8 protein-coding genes are annotated in these 19498 nt (G+C 71.4%); 7 read left to right on the top strand and 1 reads right to left on the bottom strand.

Translation table 11 applies throughout. The features are described 5' to 3' along the window. Positions 1-225, bottom strand: a complete 225-nt coding sequence (locus tag ACFVW6_RS30445; protein WP_378832425.1) for a hypothetical protein — start codon at positions 223-225, stop codon at positions 1-3. Between the two features lie 50 nt (positions 226-275). On the opposite strand from ACFVW6_RS30445, the gene ACFVW6_RS30440 reads away from it, so the two are divergent. The 7 genes from ACFVW6_RS30440 (at position 276) to ACFVW6_RS30410 (ending at position 19477) form a co-directional block, all read left to right on the top strand. Beyond that, positions 276-1079 (top strand): VOC family protein, encoded by an 804-nt coding sequence (locus tag ACFVW6_RS30440; protein ID WP_378832427.1) that lies wholly within the window; start codon positions 276-278, stop codon positions 1077-1079. Between the two features lie 98 nt (positions 1080-1177). Beyond that, positions 1178-2920, top strand: a complete 1743-nt coding sequence (locus ACFVW6_RS30435; protein ID WP_378832429.1) for a PQQ-binding-like beta-propeller repeat protein — start codon at positions 1178-1180, stop codon at positions 2918-2920. Positions 2921-3109: 189 nt separating this feature from the next. After that, positions 3110-3526, top strand: a complete 417-nt coding sequence (locus ACFVW6_RS30430; RefSeq protein ID WP_387793422.1) for an AMP-binding protein — start codon at positions 3110-3112, stop codon at positions 3524-3526. A 144-nt stretch (positions 3527-3670) separates the two neighbouring features. Then, the gene (locus ACFVW6_RS30425; RefSeq protein ID WP_378832434.1) at positions 3671-16840 is read left to right on the top strand and encodes an amino acid adenylation domain-containing protein; all 13170 of its coding nucleotides are present in this window, start codon (positions 3671-3673) and stop codon (positions 16838-16840) included. Continuing rightward, positions 16837-17844 carry an ATP-binding cassette domain-containing protein gene (locus ACFVW6_RS30420; protein ID WP_365007154.1) on the top strand — a complete coding sequence of 336 codons (1008 nt, stop codon included), beginning with the start codon at positions 16837-16839 and terminating at the stop codon, positions 17842-17844. The genes ACFVW6_RS30425 and ACFVW6_RS30420 overlap by 4 nt, the downstream gene beginning before the upstream one ends. Further along, complete coding sequence (locus tag ACFVW6_RS30415) at positions 17841-18659, top strand: ABC transporter permease (protein ID WP_355282209.1); 819 nt, start codon at positions 17841-17843, stop codon at positions 18657-18659. Before ACFVW6_RS30420 ends, ACFVW6_RS30415 begins: the two co-directional genes overlap by 4 nt. Next, positions 18659-19477: an ABC transporter permease gene (locus ACFVW6_RS30410; protein WP_378832438.1), complete on the top strand. Its 819-nt coding sequence runs from the start codon at positions 18659-18661 to the stop codon at positions 19475-19477. Before ACFVW6_RS30415 ends, ACFVW6_RS30410 begins: the two co-directional genes overlap by 1 nt. Positions 19478-19498: the final 21 nt, after the last annotated feature.

The raw sequence follows: 19498 nt of genomic DNA, 5'->3' as shown, positions 1-19498 counted from the left end.
TCAGAGGCAGACGACGGTCAGCATGCGTTGGTGTGAATCGTAAACCGTGCTGCCGCAGCATTCCGCGCGGGTCCTACTCTGTGTCGTATTCAGCGCGCCGTAGACGGCCGACGGCGTGTCGGCCGCGCGCCGTTCTCGATCTTCCTCCGCAGGTCGCGCGGGTGCAACGGTTGTCGGCGATGACTTTTCGGGTGTCGCGGCGTCATGATCGATGACGGTGGGCACGCCCCGCCACCGTCTCTGTCGAGCCAGTACCCCACAGCCGAGGAGTCGCCATGTCCATCGCCCAGCAACCCGGTGATCCCACCTGGGTCGATCTCTACACCGCCGATCTCGACCGCGCCATCGCCTTCTACGGCGAGATGTTCGGCTGGACCGCCGAACGCGGCGGCGAGGAATTCGGCGGCTACACCACCCTGCGCAAGGACGGCAAGGCCGTCGCGGGCGCGATGAGCCGGGTCCCCGACGCCGGTGACCCGTACCCCGACCGCTGGACCGTCTACCTGGCCTCGGCCGACGCCGCGGCGACCACGGCCAAGGCCAGCGCCGCGGGCGGCAACATCTTCGTCGAGCCGATGGCCGTCGGCGAGCTCGGCACGATGGCGGTGCTCGCCGACGTCGGCGGGGTCGGTGTCGGTGTCTGGCAGGCCGGCGAGTTCCCCGGGTTCGAGGCGATCGGCGATGTCGCCGACGGCCTCTGGAGCAACCACGACGGCGTCCCGTCCTGGTTCGAGCTGATGACCCGCGCCTACGATGCCTCGCTGACCTTCTACCGCGATGTCTTCGGCTGGCGCGACACCTTCGTCGTGGCCGACTCCCCCGAGTTCCGGTACACCACCCTGCACGCGACCTCGCCGATGCGCGGCGGCGTAATGGACGCCACCGGCCACCTCCCCGAGGGCATCCCCGGCGCGTGGACGGCCTACTTCGGCGCCGACGACGTCGACAAGACCGCCGAACTGGCCACGACCCTCGGCGGCGCGATCGTCTTCGAGCCGATGGACACCCCCTACGGCCGCCTTGCCAGTCTCACCGACCCCACCGGAGCCCACTTCAGCATCGGCGGCAACGCACGCTGAGCGCGGTGGCGGCGCGATTTCCGCGCCGCCACCACCGGCGCTAGTCTCGATCCGGCACCCGGTGGGGGGTGCCGGGTCGAATCTCACCCGGGGGGAACATGTCCGACGATCAGTCCACCGTGCCCGCGTGCTCGCCGTGGCCGGTCCTGGCGGGTCTGGCCGGTGCCGTGCTGGTCGCCGGGGGTATCGCGCTGGCGCTGTACAGCCAGTTCGTCGCCGCGCCGATTCCGGTGCCGGTCGACGACTACGCCGAGACCGGCGACTTCCCCCGCCGTCTCGTCCTGGGAGCCCTGGTCTTCGCGGGCGCGGTGGTGCTGCTCGGGCTGGTCGTGCTGGTCCGGAGACGACGCGGAGACGAGCGCGCCGCGGATTTCACCGCGGGTGGTGTGCTCGCGCTGCTGGCGGTGCTGATCGGCGGTGTCGTGTTCGCGGTGACCGCGCACATCCCGTCCACGTATGAGCGGTTGACCTCGGTCTTCGTCGTCACGCCACGGGTGCCCGCCGCGATCGCCGGGCTTGTCCTCGTCCTCCTCGGCGCGGTGCTGATCTTTGTCCTGGTCGCGACGCCGACCGCCCCGATGCCCGGGCGCTCGGCGCTCGCCGTGGCCTTGGTGGTCGGTATCGTGCCGGTGCTCGGCGCCGCCGGGGTCGCACTCCGGCTGGGTGACGATTCGTCCGCGATCGATCACGTCACCGCCGCGCCCGGCCCGGACACCGCCGTGCCCGCCGCGCTCGGGCCGGAGAAGTTCCGCTTCCGGCTCCCGTTCTCGCGCTTTCCGGAGGACACCCGAATCGTCTTCACCGGAACCGGATTCGTCGTCTCGACCAGGGACGGTGTCACGTCGTACGACGGCGTGACAGGTGCCGAACGCTGGCACTACCGGCGCCTCGGCGTCCGATCCGACAACGTGGGAAACCTGCCGCAGAAGACCATGGCGGTCCGCGGCGAGAATGTCGTGCTGACCTACTGGGAGAAGCGCGGCTGGATGGCCTTCGACTCCGTCACCGGCGATCAACTCTGGACGGAAACGGCCTTCACCCGCGACTCGGACTTCACCGTTCGCGGGCATCTGCTCGCCACCACCACCGCTCGCGGGACGATGACCCGGTACGACGCGAGGAGCGGCCGTAGCCAGTGGACCACCCCAGCCGAGACGGCCGGATGCACCTCTACCAGACAGCGCGTCGTCGCGACGGTGACCGCCATCTACCGAGCCGCCACCTGCGGCGCCGGAGACACGGCCACGGTCGCCGTCACCGTGTTCGATCCGCAATCCGGAGAGGTTCGCGACAAGCGCAGTTTTCCCACGCCATACGTGCGATCGTCCGTCTCGCCTGAGGTCCGCGTGCTCGACAGCGGCTTCGTCTGGATCAACTGTGTCCAGGACGGCGCGGACACCGAGCTCTTCCTGCCACCGAATGCCGCCTTGACATCGACCATCGTCGATTCGAGCCGCACGGACGTCGAGGTGCGCGCCGCGGACAACGATGCCCTGATCAGCTCCCGTCACCCGGACGGGTACCCGCTGCCCGATCGATGGGAAGTCCTGTCGGCGGCCGGCGGCACCGGGTCCACCGAACTCGACATGTCACTGCTCGACAGGAGCGCGCGATACCCCGTCACGGCCGCGCTGCTCGCCGACCAGGTCATCATGCTCACCTCGGACGACAGCTACACCCTGCGAACGTGGGACCGGCAGACCGGCCGCGCGGGATCGGTGACGCCGATCAGCGTGGCACCGGAAACCCGATCCGTGCGGTTGACCACCGCCGCGGGTGCCCTGCTGCTGATCGCAAGCGATAACGAAAACCGCGATATCGAGGTCATCGGCTTCGGCTGACGCCCCCGACCGGTGGCGCCAACAAACACGCCCACCACCGGGTTCACCCACCTTGGGGTGGTAAACCCGCCCCCTGGGAGGCCGCTCCCCAACGCTGGGGTCGCTGTCGGAGTCCCCGCCCGGCGACGACAGTAGAGGTGTACCTAAAAGCACCTCCTACCAGCGCCAAGGGGACCCACGATGAGCACGATGACCACCACCGCGATCGCCGACAACGTCATCCAGCTGCCTCGTCGGCAGGCCGCCCCGATCGCCACCGATGGTCACCTCGCCGATGCCGATCTGGATCGCTGGGCCAACCGGCTCGCACGCCTGCTGCTGGGCCGCGGCGCCACCGCGGGCGCCCGGATCGCCCTGGCGGTCGACGCCGCGACCGAGGCGATCGTCGCCGAGGCGGCGGTGCGCAAGATCGGTGCCGTTCCCGTCGCCGTCGCCGACGACGAGTTCGTCTTCGGCGCCTATCTCGGCATCACCACCCGGTCCGACCGGCCCGAACTGACCGACGTCGTCGACTGGCTGGTCCTCGACGATCGCTCGACCCTGCAGCGCTATCTGGTCAGCTCCGACGCGCCGCTGTCCACCGCCGATCTGCGCGCTGTCTCCTGAACCCATTCCGGTCTGGTCCTCGCAGGTCCAGAATGGATCAGAGCGCAGTACGCAGCGGCGGGTACTACCTCAGGAGGTAGTACCCGCCGGTCGGGGACACACAGGTGAATACCGAGCTCCAGACATGAGAACGCAGGTCCGCTCATGACCCAGCCTTCCGAGAGTGCCTTCCCGCTGTCCGCGGCCCAGCGCGGTATCTGGTTCGCCCAGCACATCGCGGGTGACACCCCCATCTCCATCGCCCAATACGTCGAGTTGAGTGGTCCCGTCGACCACGATCTGCTGGTGCGGGTCGTGCGGCAGACCGGTCGCGAGTTCGGCACCGGCTATCTGCGCCTGATCGACATCGACGGACAACCCCATCAGCTCGTCGACCTCTCCCTCGACGAGGAGATGGCCGAGCTCGATCTGCGCGCCGAGCCAGATCCGGTGGCGACCGCGCACGCGTGGATGCGCGCCGAGTACGCCGCGCCCCTGGACGTGATGCGCGACCGCCTGGTCCGGCTGGCCATGATCCGGGTCGCCGACGACCGCTGGTTCTGGTACTCGCGGATGCACCACATCGTGCTGGACGGGATGGGCGCGCTGGCCCTGGTACAGCGCACCGGCGAGCTGTACAACGCCGCCGTCGAGGGCAGGGAGGCCCCGCCGGCCAAGGCCGAGCCGCTGCAGAAGATCGTCGAGGCCGATCTGGCCTACCGCACCTCGGACCGGTTCACCGCGGACCGCGAGTACTGGCGCGAGCACCTGGCCGCGATGGCGGACCCGGTGAATCTGGCGGGCCGCGACGCCGAGGTCGACGGCCACCCCAACCGGGTCTCCGGCGCCCTGCCCGCCGAGACCGCCGCCCTGCTGGATTCCGTTGCCGCCGCCGTGAATTCGGGCGTCGCGCCGACGGTGGTCGCCGCGTTCGGCGCCTATCTGGCCGCGATGACCGGTGCGCCGGAAGTGGTGCTGAGTCTGCCGGTGTCGGCCCGGACCTCCGCGACGCTGCGCCGCTCCGGCGGCATGCTCGCCAATGTCGTCCCGCTGCGGGTCACCCTGGACCCGACGACGACCGTCGGCGCCGCGATCCTGGCCGTGCAGGGTGAGCTGACCGGCGCGCTGCGCCGCCAGCGCTACCGCCAGGAGGACATCGTCCGTGATCTCGGCTGGGCGATGGACGAGGCCACCTCGTTCGGCCCGGCCGTGAATCTGATGATGGTCGACACCAGGATCGCGCTGGGCCCGGTCGTCGGGCGGCTGCACGTGCTCACCTCCGGCCTGATCGACGACCTGTTCGTCAACCTGTATCCGGGCGTCGGCGGCGAGAGCACCCACATCGACCTCCAGGGCAACGGCAACCTGTACAGCGAGGCCGACCTGGCGGCGCACCACGCGCGCTTCCTGCGGTTCCTGCACCGGTTCCTGGTCGCCGGACCCGAGGCGCCGCTGTCGGCGGTGCCGGTCCTCTCGCCCGCCGAGGAGGCCGTCTCGGTGCCCGCGCGCGGGCCGGCCGGGGTCGACATCCGCACGCTGCCGGAGATCCTGGCGGCGGGCGCCGCGCTCGACCCGGACGCGGTGGCCCTGCGCTGGGGCACCGACGAGACGCTGACCTACCGCGCGGTCGACGACTACACCAACCGGCTGGCCCGGGTCCTGATCGCCGCCGGCGCTGGCCCCGAACACGGTGTCGCCCTGTCGATTCCGCGCTCGGCGGACTCGGTACTGGCGACCATCGCGGTGGCCAAGACGGGCGCGCCGTTCGCCCCGATCGATCCCACCTATCCGGCCGACCGGATCGAGCACATGGTCGACGACAGCGGCGTGGTCAGCGGGCTGACCGTCGCCCAGGCACGGAAATCGCTGCCGGACCGGGTCGACTGGCTCACCCTCGACGACGAGACCACCCTCGCGCGGATCGCCGCGCAGGACGCCGGGCCGATCGGCGATGCCGAGCGCCGCGCCCCGGTGCGGCCGGATCAGGTCGCCTACATCATCTACACCTCCGGCTCGACCGGTCTGCCCAAGGGCGTGCTCGTCTCGCATCGCGGCCTGGCCAATCTGGTCGCGAGCTCGGGCGCCGGGTTCGGGGTCGACGCCGCCTCCGTGGTCGCCCATGCGGTCTCGCCGAGTTTCGACATCTCCGTGGAGGAGATCCTGGTGACGCTGGCGGCGGGTGCGAGCCTGGCGGTGGTGCCGCCCTCGGCGTACGCGGGCGAGGACATGGCGCAGGTGCTGCGCGCGCACCGGGTGACCCATCTCAATGTCACCCCGGCCGTCGTCGGCTCGCTCGATCCGGCGACCCTGCCCGATCTGCGGACCATCGTCGTCGGCGGCGACGCATGCCCGCCGGAACTGGTGGCCAAGTGGGCGGGCCGCACACTGCTCAACGGCTACGGACCCACCGAGACCACCGTGACGACCACCCTCACCGGTCCCCTGGTCCCCGACGCGCCGGTGACCATCGGCAGCCTGGTGCGCGGGGTGACCGGCCTGGTGCTCGATCCCTGGCTGCGCCCGGTCCCGGCGGGCACCGTCGGCGAGCTGTATCTCGCCGGCCCCGGCGTCGCCCGCGGCTACCACCGGCGCACCGGGCTGACGGCGAGCCGGTTCGTCGCGAATCCGCTCGCGCCAGGGGAACGGATGTACCGGACCGGCGATCTGGTGCGCTGGCACGACGACGACGGCCGGTTCGTGCTGGAGTACCAGGGCCGCAGCGACTTCCAGGTGAAGGTGCGCGGCTTCCGGATCGAGCTCGGCGAGATCGACGCCGCGCTGCAACGGCTGCCCGAGATCGATTTCGCGCTCACCCTCGGCGTCGAGACCGCCGCGGGAGCGACCGCCCTGGTGTCCTATGTGACCACCGAACCCGGTGCCGAGGTCCATCCCGAGGCCGTGAAAGCCGCTGTCGGCGAGAGCCTTCCGGCGTACATGGTGCCGTCGGTCGTCATGGTGCTCGACCGGGTGCCGCTCACGCCACTGGGCAAGGTGGACCGCAAGGCACTGCCCGCACCGGATTTCACCGCGCGCGCCGTCACCAGCCGGGCGCCGTCGACCCCGCGCGAGGAAGCGCTCGCCGCCCTGTTCGCCGAAGTGCTCGGGCTGGACTCGGTCGGCGTCGACGACAGTTTCTTCGCGCTGGGCGGGGACAGCATCGTCTCCATCCAGCTGGTGTCGCGGGCGAAGGCCGCCGGTATCGCGTTCAGCGCGCGGGATGTGTTCGAGCGCAAGACCGTCGCCGCGCTGGCCGCGGTGGCGGCCGACACCGAGGTGCACGTGGTGCACGAATTGCCCGGTGGCGGTGTCGGTCCGGTGGCGCTCACGCCGATCGTGCGCGCGATGGTCGAGCACGGCGACCCCTGGGGCCGGTACAGCCAGGCGGTGCTGATCGGCCTGCCCGACGGCATCGACCGCGCGGCACTCGCGACGGCGGTGCAAGCGCTGCTCGATCACCACGATCTGCTCCGGTCGACGCTGCGCGGCACGTCCGAGGGCTGGGAATGGGTTGTCGCCGAACCGGGTTCGGTGACGGCCGACCCGCTGATCGACGTGGTCGGGGCCGACACCGAGGACGCCGTCGACCGCGCCCTCGCCGACGCCGCGGACCAGCTCGATCCCACCGTCGGCGCGGTCGCCCGGTTCGTGTTGCTCGAACGCGAGGCGGCTCCCCCGCTGTGCTGGCTGGTCCTGCACCACCTGGTCACCGACGGCGTCTCCTGGCGCATCCTGCTGCCGGACCTGGCGACCGCCGCCTTCGGTGGCACGCTCGAGCCGGTCGGTACCTCCTTCCGTCGCTGGGCGCACAGCCAGGCCGACGATGCCGCGGCCCGCGCCGGCGAACTGCCGGGCTGGCAGCGCGTCCTGGCGATGCCGGACCCGTCGTTCGCCACCGAGCCGATCGCCTTCGATCCGGCCGTCGACGTCGTCGCCACCATGGCGCAGCGGCTGAGTACGGTGCCGCCGGAGCTGGCGCACGCCGTCCTCACCACCGTGCCCGAGCGATTCCACTGCGGCCCCGACGATGTCCTGCTCGCCGCCCTGACGATGGCGGTGTGCCGCTGGCGCGACCGCACCGGCGCGCTGCTGACCCTGGAGGGCCACGGCCGCGACGAATCACTGCTGCCCGGCGCCGATGTCGCGCGCACGGTCGGCTGGTTCACCAGCGTGTACCCGGTCGCGGTCGATCTGGCCGGCATCGATCTCGCCGACGCCTTCGCCGGTGGCCCGGCGGCCGGGTCCGCGATCAAGGCCACCAAGGAGCAGCTGCGGGCGCTGCCCGATCGCGGTGTCGGCTACGGCCTGCTGCGGTATCTGAACAGCGATACCGCCGCCGCGCTCGCCGACGCCCCGACACCCCAGCTGAGCTTCAACTACCTCGGCCGCGCGGTGACCGGCGACGATCCCTGGATGCCGCGCCGGTTCGCCGCCACCAACGACGACCGGGCTCCGCTGGCCGCCGTCGTCGACATCAACGCCGTGCTGACCGACGCCGGGCTCGAGGTCACCTGGGCCTATGCGAGCAGACTGCTCGACGAGCACGCCGTCGACGCACTGGCCGAGCTGTGGGCCGCCGCGCTGCGCGCGCTCGCCGACCACGCGCGCTCCGCCGGCGCCGGTGGCCGCACCCCGTCGGACTTCGCGCTGGTCACCGTCGATCAGCCGCAGATCGAGCGCTGGGAACAGGCCTATCCGAATCTCGCCGATGTGTGGCCGCTCTCGCCGCTCCAGTACGGCCTGCTCTTCCATGCCCTCTACGACTCCGACACCGCCGACGGCTACACGGTGCAGTCGATGCTCACCCTGTCCGGCACGGTCGACACCACCCGCCTGCGCGCCGCGGCCCAGGCCCTCGTCGACCGGCACGAGAACCTGCGGGTGGCGTTCGTCGAGACCGACGACGGCCCGCGTCAGCTGGTCCTCGCCGACGCCGAGATCCACTGGACCGATATCGATCTCACCGACGCCGCCGACGACGAGGAACGCACCCGTGAACTCGACCGGATCATCGCCCTCGACGCGCTGACCCGCTTCGACCTCACCCGTCCCCCACTGATCCGCTTCACCCTGGTCACCACCACGCCCGGCCACTTCCGGCTGATCATGACCAATCACCACCTGGTGCTCGACGGCTGGTCGACGCCGCTGCTGGTCCGGGAACTGCTGGCGCTCTATGTCACGGCGGGCGACGCGTCGGTGCTGCCGCCCGCCCGCTCCTACCGTGACTTCCTGGCCTGGCTCGCCGACCAGGACGCCGAGGCCTCGCTCGCCGCCTGGCAGCAGTCGCTCGCCGGGATCGACACCCCGACGCGCGCGGTCCCCACCCTGGCCGGGATCGCCTCGCCGGAGACCGCGATGGTCACCCGCGAGCTGTCCGCCGCGACGGTCGCCGAGCTCGAAGGCGCGGCCCGCGAGGCGGGCGCGACGGTGAACACCCTGGTGCAGACCAGCTGGTCGCTGCTGCTGGCCATGCTCACCGGCCGCACCGACGTGGTGTTCGGCAGCACGGTGTCGGGACGGCCGCCGGAGCTGCCCGGCGTCGAGGAGATGGTCGGGCTGTTCATCAACACCGTCCCGGTGCGGGTGACCCTCGACCCCGCCGAGAAGGTGTCCGATCTGCTGGCCCGGGTGCAGGCCGAACAGGCGCGGCTGATGGACCATCAGCACGTCGGCCTCGCCGCGATCCACCGCGCGGTCGGGCTGGCCGAATTGTTCGACACCCTCACCGTTTTCGAGTCCTACCCGATCGACCGCGAGGCGCTGTCGCAGGCGCTGGACATCGCGGGGATGCGGGTGCTCGATGTCGAGGGCACCGACGCGACGCCGTATCCGCTCAATCTCATGGTGATCCCGCTGCGCGGCGAGCAGGGCGCGGGTGACGCGCTGCGGATCTCGGTGAAGTTCATGGCCGATCAGCTCGACGCCACCGCGGCGCAGTCGCTGCTGGACCGGTTCGTCCGGCTGCTCGGTCAGCTCGCCGCGCATCCGCACGATCTGGTGTCGCAGGTGCAGTACTGCGACGACACCGAACTGGCGCGACTGGCGCCGGTCCGCGGGCTGCCCTCGGTACCGATGCGGACGATGCCCGAGATCCTGACCGCGGGCGCGCGCATCGATCCCGACGCCGTCGCGGTCAGCGCGGGCGAGTTGCGGATGAGCTACCGCGACCTGGATTCCTGGTCCAACCGGTTCGCCCGGGTGCTGCTTGGCCGCGGCGTCGGCCCCGAGGTGTTCGTGGTGCTCGCGCTCACCCGGTCGCTGGAATCGGTGGTGGCCGTGTGGGCGCTGGCCAAGACCGGCGCGGCCTTCGTCCCGCTGGACCCGAGCTATCCGGTGGAGCGGATCGAGCACATGCTCGAGGACTCGAAGGCGCCGATCGGCGTCACCGTCACCGCGACCGGTGAGACACTGCCCGGCACCATCGACTGGCTGCTGCTCGACGACCTGAACACGCTGCGCCGGGTGATGCTGGTCTCCGACGCGCCGATCACCGACGCCGAGCGCGGCGGCCCGATCGACATCGACCACACCGCCTACCTGATCTACACCTCCGGCTCCACCGGCAAGCCGAAGGCGGTGCTGCTCAGTCATCGCGGCATCGCGAATCTCACCACCGCGCAACGGGAAACGCTGGCGCTCGACCCGACGGCGAGCGCCCTGCAGGTCGCCTCGCCCAGCTTCGACGCCTCGGTCTTCGAGATGCTCACCGCGCACTCGGCGGGCGGGCGGCTGGTGGTCTCGCCGCCGGAGGTGTACGGCGGCGGCGAACTCGAACAGCTGCTGCGGGCCGAGCGGGTCACCCACGCGGTGATCACCCCGTCGGCGCTGGCCACCATGGAACCGGCCGAACTCACCGATCTGCGGGTGCTCTCGGTCGCCGGTGAGGCCGCCACCCCCGAGCTGATCGAGAAGTGGTCGGCCGGGCGCCGGATGGTGAACCTGTACGGCCCCACCGAGTTCAGCATCTGGGCCACCGGTCCCGCCGAACTCGTCGCCGGCGAGCCGATCACCATCGGCGGACCGATCCGGGGCGCCGCGGTGGTCGTGCTGGACGGCTGGTTGCGGCCGGTGCCGGTGGGTATCGCGGGCGAGCTGTACCTGGCGGGTCCGGCGCTGGCGCGCGGCTATTTCAACCGGTTCGAGATGACCGCGAGCCGGTTCGTCGCCGACCCGTACGGCGCGCCCGGTGACCGCATGTACCGCACCGGCGACATGGTCCGCTGGGTGGTGGAGGACGGCACGCTCGCCCTGGAGTACCTGGGGCGCAGCGATTTCCAGGTGAAGATCCGTGGCCTGCGGATCGAGCTCGGCGAGATCGACGCGGTGCTCTCGCGCGACGAGGAGATCGAGTACGCGGTGACCATCGGGCGCGCCGGACCGGCGGGGGCGACCGTGCTGGTGTCGTATGTACTGCCCGCACCCGGCGTCGACCTCGAGACCGAACGGGTCCGCGCGGCCGTCGCGGCGGAACTGCCGGGGTACATGGTGCCCGCGTATGTCGTCGTGCTCGACGAGATTCCGCTCACGCCCGTGGGCAAGCTGGATCGCAAGGCACTGCCGGTGCCGGACTTCGCGGCGGCCCAGCGCCCGTACCTCGCGCCACGGACGGCGACCGAGGCGGCGGTGGCCGCGGTGTTCGCGGAGGTGATCGGGACCGAACAGGTCAGCGTCGACCAGTCGTTCTTCGAGCTCGGCGGCAACTCGCTGAGCGCGACCAAGGTGGTCGCCCGGGTGAACTCGGCGCTGGGTTCCACCATCGCCCTGCGCGATCTGTTCGACGCGCCGACCGTGGCACAGCTGGCGGCCCGCGTGGTCCCCGCCGCCGCGGGCGGTCCCGGCCGCCCGGCGCTGGCCGCGCGGGTGCGCCCCGACCGGGTCCCGCTCTCGCCGGCGCAGCAGCGGATGTGGGTGCTCAACCAGCTCGACCCCGGCTCGGCCGCCTACAACATCGCGATCGCCCTGCGGCTCACCGGCGACCTGGATATCGAGGCCCTGCGCCTGGCGCTCACCGATGTGATCGCGCGGCAGGAGAGCCTGCGTACCCGCTATCCGGCCGATACCGAGGGTCCGCGTCAGGTGGTCGTCGGCCTCGAGGCCGCCACCCCGCCCATGCCGGTGCTCGACACCGAGGACGGTGCGCCACTGCGTGCGCGGATCACCGAGCTGGCGGGCACCGGGTTCGATCTCACCAGGGAGGCGCCCCTGCGCGTGGGGCTGTTCCGGCTGGTCGGCGACGCGGCCCCCGTGCATGTCGTCGTCCTGGTGGTGCACCACATCAGCGCCGACGGCGCGTCGATGGCCCCGCTCGCGAGTGACCTGGTGGCCGCCTATTCGGCGCGGGTGGCGGGCGCGGCACCCACCCGGGCCCCGCTCACCGTGCAGTACGCCGACTTCGCGCTGTGGCATCGCGAACTCCTCGGCAGCGCGACCGACCCGGAATCCGTGGCCGCGCGGCAGATCCGGTACTGGGCCGACACCCTCGCCGGCGCACCGGACGCCCTGGAACTGCCGACCGACCGGCCGCGCCCCGCGGTGCAGACGATGCGCAGCGCCGACCTCGACTTCGCGATCGACGAGCAGGTGCACCGCACGCTGGTCGAGGCCGCGGCGGCCGGCAATGTCAGCGTCTTCATGATCGTGCACGCCGCGCTCGCGGTGCTGCTCGCGCGGTTGAGCGGGACGGGCGATGTCGTCGTCGGCACCCCGGTCGCCGGACGCGGTGAGGCGGCGCTGGACGACCTGGTCGGCATGTTCGTCAACACCCTGGCGCTGCGCACGCCGATCGACCCGGGCGCGAGCTTCCGCCAGGTGCTGGCCGAGGTCCGCACCACCGATCTCGACGCGTTCGCCCACGCCGACGTGCCCTTCGAACAGCTCGTCCAGGCGCTCGACCCCACCCGCTCGACCGCGCACCACCCGATCTTCCAGGTGTCGCTGTCGTTGCAGAACTTCGTCGAGCCGGTGCTGGAACTGGCCGGAGTGCGGTTCGAGGTCGAGGATTTCGACCGCGACGCCTCGGCCTTCGATCTCACCCTCGATCTGCGCGAGCGATTCACCGACGCCGGACCCGCCGGTCTCGACGGCGTGCTGACCTACGCGACCGACCTGTTCGACGCGGGCACGGTCGCCGCGTTCGTGACCCGCTGGCAGCGCGTCCTCACGGCCGTGCTCGCCGACCTCGACATCCGGGTCGCCGACATCGACCTGCTCGACGCGGGCGAATGCGCGGAACTGATCCCGGTCCGCGGCCCCGCCACCGCGGGCACCGTCACGCTGCCCCGGTTGCTCGCCGACACCGCCGCGGCCTACCCCGACCATCCCGCCCTCGTCGCCGGGACCACGACGACCTATCGCGCGCTCGACGCCCGTTCGAACCAGCTGGCCCGCCTGCTGATCGACGCCGGCGCGGGCACCGAAACCGTTGTCGCCCTCGGCCTGCCCCGCTGCGCCGAGTTGCACACGGGCCTCTGGGCGGCCGCGAAGGCCGGGGCCGCGTTCCTGCCGGTCGACCCGAAGCATCCGGTCGAGCGCATCGACCACATGCTCGCCGACTCCGGCGCCCGCGTCGGGCTCACGCTGACCGCGTACCGCGCGAGCCTGCCCGACACCACCCGCTGGCTGGTCCTCGACGACCCGGATATCGTCGCCCGGCTGCGCGCCGCCGACGACGCCGCGCTCACCGCCGACGAGCTCCCCACGCCGATCCGGCCGGAGCATCCGGCCTGGATGATCTACACCTCCGGGTCCACCGGAACGCCCAAGGGCGTCACCGTCACCCACCGCGGCCTGGCCGATCTGGTGGCGGCCCAGCGCGCTGATCTCGGCCTGGACGAACAGTCCCGGGTCCTCCAGGTCGCCTCACCGAGTTTCGACGCGTCGATCTTCGAGGCACTGATGGCGTTCGGCTGCGGTGGCGCTTCGGTGATCGCGCCGCCCGAGGTCTTCGGTGGCGCGCCGCTGGCCGAGCTGATCGCCGCCGAGGCGGTCACGCACATGGTGATCACGCCGTCCGCGCTGGCCACCATCGATCCCGCCGAGGTGTCGAGCGTGCGGGTCCTCGCGGTGGCGGGCGAGGCGGTCGGCCCCGATCTGGTCGGGCGCTGGTGCGGCGGAGCCACCGGTCGGCGGATGGTGAATCTGTACGGCCCGACCGAATACACCATCTGGGCAACGGGTTCCGCGCCGCTGTCCACGGCGGAGCCGGTCACCATCGGCACGCCCATCCGGGGCGCGGCCGTGCTGGTGCTCGACGACCGGTTGCGGCCGGTGCCGGTCGGCGTCGCCGGTGAGCTGTATCTGACCGGCACCGCCACCGCGCGGTGCTACCACGCCCGCCCCGGCCTGACCGCCGCCCGCTTCGTCGCCGACCCCTACGGCGCGCCCGGCGAAGTCCTGTACCGCACGGGCGATCTGGTGCGCTGGATCCGCCCGCCGGAGCTCGGCCTGACACTGGAATACCTGGGCCGCACCGACTTCCAGGTGAAGGTGCGCGGTCAGCGCATCGAGCTCGGGGAGATCGACGCGGTACTCGGCGGCATCGACGGCGTCGATCTCGCGGTGACACTGGGTGTTCCCGGTCCCACCGGGGCGACGGCGCTGGCGGCCTACCTGGTCCGCATGCCCGGCGCCGATCTCGATCTCGCCCGGGTGCGGGCCGTCGCCGCCGACAGCCTGCCCGCCTATATGGTGCCCGCCGCCTTCGTCGTCCTCGACGCCATCCCGGTCAACGCCGTTGGCAAGCTCGATCGAAAAGCATTGCCGGAACCGGTATTCGTCACCGAGGAGGCGCCGTATCTCGCGCCGAGCACACCCACCGAACACGTGCTGGCGGAGGTCTACGCCGAACTGCTCGGCCGCGACCAGGTGGGCGTGGACGATTCGTTCTTCGCCCTCGGCGGGGACAGCATCCTGGCGATCCAGCTGGTCACCCAGGCGAAACTGCTTGGCGTGCACTGCACACCGCTCCAGGTGTTCGAGCATCGCACCGTCGCGGCGCTGGCCGCGGCCGTCGACGCCGCAGGTGCGGTGGAGGCGCTCGAGGAGCTGCCCGGCGGTGGGGTCGGCGACCTGCCGCTCACCCCGATCGTCCGGTACATGATCGAGCGCGGCGGCGATTTCGACCGCTTCGCCCAGACCGCGGTGCTGGAACTGCCCGTCGGCATCGAGCGCTCGTCGCTCGTCGCCACGCTCACCGCCGTCATCGACCGGCACGACATGCTGCGCGCGCGGCTGTGGTCCGACGAGGACGGCTGGCAGCTGCGGGTGGCCGAACCCGGCACCATCGAGGTGGATGCCCTGGTGCACCGCACCGAGATCGACGCCGCGGCCGAACCCACCGAACTGCGCGAGGACGTGCGCAGCGAACTCGACTCCGCGCTGAACCGGCTCGATCCCGCCGACGGCGTCGTGCTCCAGTTCGTCTGGCTCGATCCGGTCGGCGCGGCGGGCTCGCGGACCCGGCCCGGCCGGCTGATCGTGGTGGCCCATCACCTCGCCATCGACAGCGTGTCGTGGCGAATCCTGGTGCAGGACTTGATCGGTGCCTGGGCCCAGGTGTCGGCGGGCGCGACGCCGGTGCTCGCGGAGACCGGGACCTCGATGCGGCGCTGGTCCTACGCGCTGACCGAGGCCGCGCACTCGGACCGTCGCCGCGGCGAGCTCGGCTACTGGCGCGACATCGTCGCCGGCCCCGACCCGCTGCTCGGCACCAGGCGTCTCGATCCCGCCGTCGACCAGGCCCACACCGTGCGCCGCGTCGACCTCGAGGTCGACGAAGACGTCACGACCGCGCTGCTCACCACGCTGCCCGGCCTGTTCCACGGCGGCGTCACCGACGCGCTGTTCGCCACCCTCGCGCTGGCGCTGGTGCGCTGGCGGGCCCGGCGCGGGGTGGACGAGAAGTCCGCGCTGCTGCGGCTGGAAGGCCATGGCAGGCAGGAGGAAGTCGTGCCCGGCGCCGACCTGTCCCGCACGATCGGCTGGTTCACCAACCTCTACCCGGTCCGGCTCGGACTGGCCGAGATCGACATCGACGACGCGTTCGCCGGCGGCCCGGCGATGGGCGCGGCCATCCGCGCGGTCAAACACGAGCTGCTCTCGGTGCCGGACAAGGGCATCGGGTTCGGGCTGCTGCGCTACCTGAATCCCGACACCGCGGCGGAGCTGCCCGCACGGCTGCCCGGCCAGATCTGCGTCAACTATCTCGGCAGGCACACCGCCGCCGAGATCCCGGCCGGGCTGGAAGGTCTCGGCTGGCTGCCCACCGACGAGTTCGGCGATCTGGACGTCGGCGAACACGCCACGGTCCCGGTCATGGCGGCCATCGACATCAACGCCATGGTGCTCGGGGATCGGCTGCGCGCCGACTTCGGTTATCCCGCCGAGCTACTCGACCGCGACGACGTCGCCGAGCTGGCCCAGCTGTGGGCGCAGGCGCTGGCCGCGGCCGCGCGCTTCGCGGAATCCCCGGCGGCCGAACGCGCGTCCGCCGAGGAAGCCGCGGCGATGGTCGCGGCGGCCGAACCCGCGGGCGCCGGATCGACCGGCCTCGGACTCGACGTCCTGCTGCCGATCCGGCTCGGTGGCGACAAACCCGCGCTGTTCTGCGTCCACTCCTCCTCCGGAATGTCGTGGAGCTACCTGGGATTCGCCGAGCGGCTGCGCCCGGGCCGACCGATCTACGGCCTCCAGGCGCCCGATCTCAGCGGCCGCGAGCCCTCGGCCCGGTCCATCGAGGAATTCGCGCGGCGGTATGTGCGCGAGATCCGCGCGGTCCAGCCGCACGGCCCGTACCACCTGCTCGGCTGGTCCTTCGGCGGACTGATCGCGCACGCCATGGCGGTGCAGCTGGCCGAGGCGGGCGAGCGGGTCGGCGTGGTGGCGCTGCTGGACACCGACACCGCCGATATCGACGGTGACACCATCGAGCGGCTCACGCCGGGCGCGTTCATCAACACCTTCGGCTCGATCTTCGGGATCGACAACGTGCCCGCCGAGGCCACCGCGCAGCAGGCCGCCGAGCTCATCACCGCGAAACTCGGCGGCGTCGAACTCGTCGACGCGGCCACCATCGAGCGGATGGCGGGCTCCTACAACGCCTCCGCGGGCACCAGAACCGGCTACCAGCGCCCGGTCTACCACGGCGACGTCCTCTATTTCACCGCCGCGGTCGACCCCGGCGAATGGATGGGCCCCGACGGCTGGCGCCCCTACGTGACCGGCTCGATCGTCGCCAACGACGTCGAGACCACGCACGACGAGCTGACCAATCCCCTCGCACTGTCGGTGATCTCGCCGGTGCTGGATGACCACATGGAAGCAGGAGACCGGACATGAGCGTCGCACCGAGCCCCACCCTCACCTCCACCGGCGGCGGCGTTGTCGTCGAAGGGATCGAGAAGTCCTTCGGCGAGGTCGACGCGCTGCGCGGCGTCGACTTCGTGGCCGCGCCCGGCGAGGTGCTCGGCATCCTCGGTCCCAACGGCGCGGGCAAGACGACGATGGTGAACGTCTTGTCCACGCTCATCACGCCCGATCGCGGGCGGGCCGTTGTCGCCGGGCACGACGTCGTCGCCGACCCGGCCGCGGTGCGCCGATCGATCATGCTGACCGGCCAGTACGCCGCGCTCGACGACATGCTCAGCGGCTACGAGAACCTCGTCATGTTCGGCAGATTGATGGGGCTGCGCAAACCGGCGGCCCGGGCCAGGGCCAGGGAACTGATCACCGAGTTCGACCTGGAGGGCGCCGCGAACCGGCGGGTCGGCACCTACTCCGGCGGCATGCGGCGGCGCATCGACATCGCCTGCGGGCTGGTGGTGCGGCCGGATGTGGTCTTCCTCGACGAGCCGACCACCGGTCTGGATCCCCGCAGCCGCCAGGGCGTCTGGGACCTGGTGCGCAGCTTCAAGACCGCGGGCATCACCACCCTGCTCACCACCCAGTACCTGGAGGAAGCCGACGCGCTCAGCGACCAGATCATCGTCATCGACCACGGCGTGGTGATCGCCTCCGGCACCGCCGACGAGCTCAAACACCGCACCGGCGGCAGCTATTGCGAAGTGGTGCCGCTGGACCTGGAGGAGATGCCCGCCATCGTCGCCGCGCTCGGCTCGCTGCTGCCCGCCGAGAACCTGGCCGCGCTGACCCCGGAATCCGACCGGATCACCATCCCGGCCCCCGACGGCGCCAAGACCCTCGCCGAGGCCCTGCGCCGCCTCGACGACGCCGAGGTCGAACTCGTCGACATCGCGCTGCGCCGCCCCTCGCTCGACGATGTGTTCCTCCAGCTCACCGGTCACCTCGCCACGACCGAGACGGCGCCGGAGGCCGTGTCGTGACCGCCACCACCTGGCGCACGGACTTCCGCGCCGCCCCGGACACCGTGCAGCAGTGGTGGGTGCTGACCACCCGGTTGATCGTGCCCTCGGTCAAGACCGGCGAGGTGCTGGCCTCGGTGGTCGCGCCTGCGGCCTTCACCGCGAGCTTCTACATCCCGCTCAAGACGGTGATGATGTTCTCCGGCAACGGGTTCAGCAGCTACGCGCAGTACATGATGCCGCTGGTGATCCTGCAGGCCGCCGCGTTCACCGCCATCTCGGCGGCATTCCGCTCGGCCACCGACGCCGTGGCCGGGCTCAACCGCCGGTTCGGCGCGATGCCGCTGCGTCCGCTGGTGCCGGTGGCGGCGCGGATGTCGGCCAACATCTTCCGCTTGCTGATCTCCCTGGCCGCGGCCGTCGCGTCCGGGTACGTGATCGGTTTCCGCTTCCGGCTCGACGCCGCGCACACCCTGGGGTTCCTGGCGTTCTCGCTGCTCATCGGGATCGCGTTCACGCTGGGCGCCGATGTCATCGGGACCGTGTCCAAGAGTCCCGAGGCCACCACCCAGGCACTGGTGTTGCCGCCGTTGATCTTCGGCATGCTCTCGACCGGGCTCGCGCCGGCCAGCCAGTTCCCCGAGTGGATCCAGTGGTTCGTCCGCAATCAGCCGGTCTCGCAGTTCGCGACCGTCCTGCGCGCGCTGGCCGGTGACACCGCCGGGAACGCGGGCACGGTCAGCTGGTCGCTGATGCTCCCGTCGCTGCTGTGGCTGGCGGCGATCCTGCTGATCTGTACCCCACTGGCCATCCGGCTGAGTTCGAGGAGGGCGTGATGGCGCTGCTTGCCGCTCGTACCGAGCAGTCCACCGCGGGTTCGGAGACCTCGCCGGGCGCGCTGGTCCGGCACACCCTGATCCAGACCCAGCGCCTGCTGCTGCGCTGGGCCCGCAACCCGGTCACCCTGCTGGAGACCCTGCTCATCCCGTGCCTGCTGCTGATCATGCTCGACATCGTCGTCGGCGGGCAGATCCAGAAGTTCACCGGCGACGACGCGCTCTACGGCTCGGTGCCGATGGTCGCCATCGTCGGCGCGCTCTCCGGTGCCGTGGCCAGCGGGGTCATGCTCGGGCGCGAACGCGACGCCGGTCTGCTCGCGCGGTTCTGGGTGCTGCCGGTGCACCGGGCCTCGGGGATCGCCTCGCGCGTCCTCGCCGAGGGCTGCCGGATCGTGCTCGGCACCATCGCCGTGGTGCTCGTCGGCATGCTGCTCGGCTTCCGCTTCCACCAGGGTCCGCTGGCCGCGTTCGTGTTCCTGCTGATCCCGGTGCTCTTCGGCCTCGCCTTCGCCACCATCGTCACCGCGATCGCCGTCTACACCGCGAAAGCCACGCTGGTCGAGGGCATCACCATCCTCACCTCGCTGATGATGTTCTTCAGCACCGGCTTCGTCCCGCTGATCGCGTTCCCGACCTGGATCCAGCCGATCGTGCGCAACCAGCCCATGTCGGTCGCCGTCGACGCCATGCGCGGACTGGCCGATCACGGCCCCATCGCCCGGCCGCTGACGCTGACCCTGGTGTGGTGTCTCGGCGCGATCGTGCTGTTCGCGGTCCCGGCCGCGATCGGGTTCCGGCGGGCCAGCCGGCGCTGACTCCGGCCCGCGAACCCGCGG

Source organism: Nocardia sp. NPDC058244, assembly GCF_042882065.1.
Classification (GTDB): Bacteria; Actinomycetota; Actinomycetes; order Mycobacteriales; family Mycobacteriaceae; genus Nocardia.
Note: the sequence above shows the minus strand (reverse complement) of the source record. Positions and strands in the feature narration are given on the sequence as shown.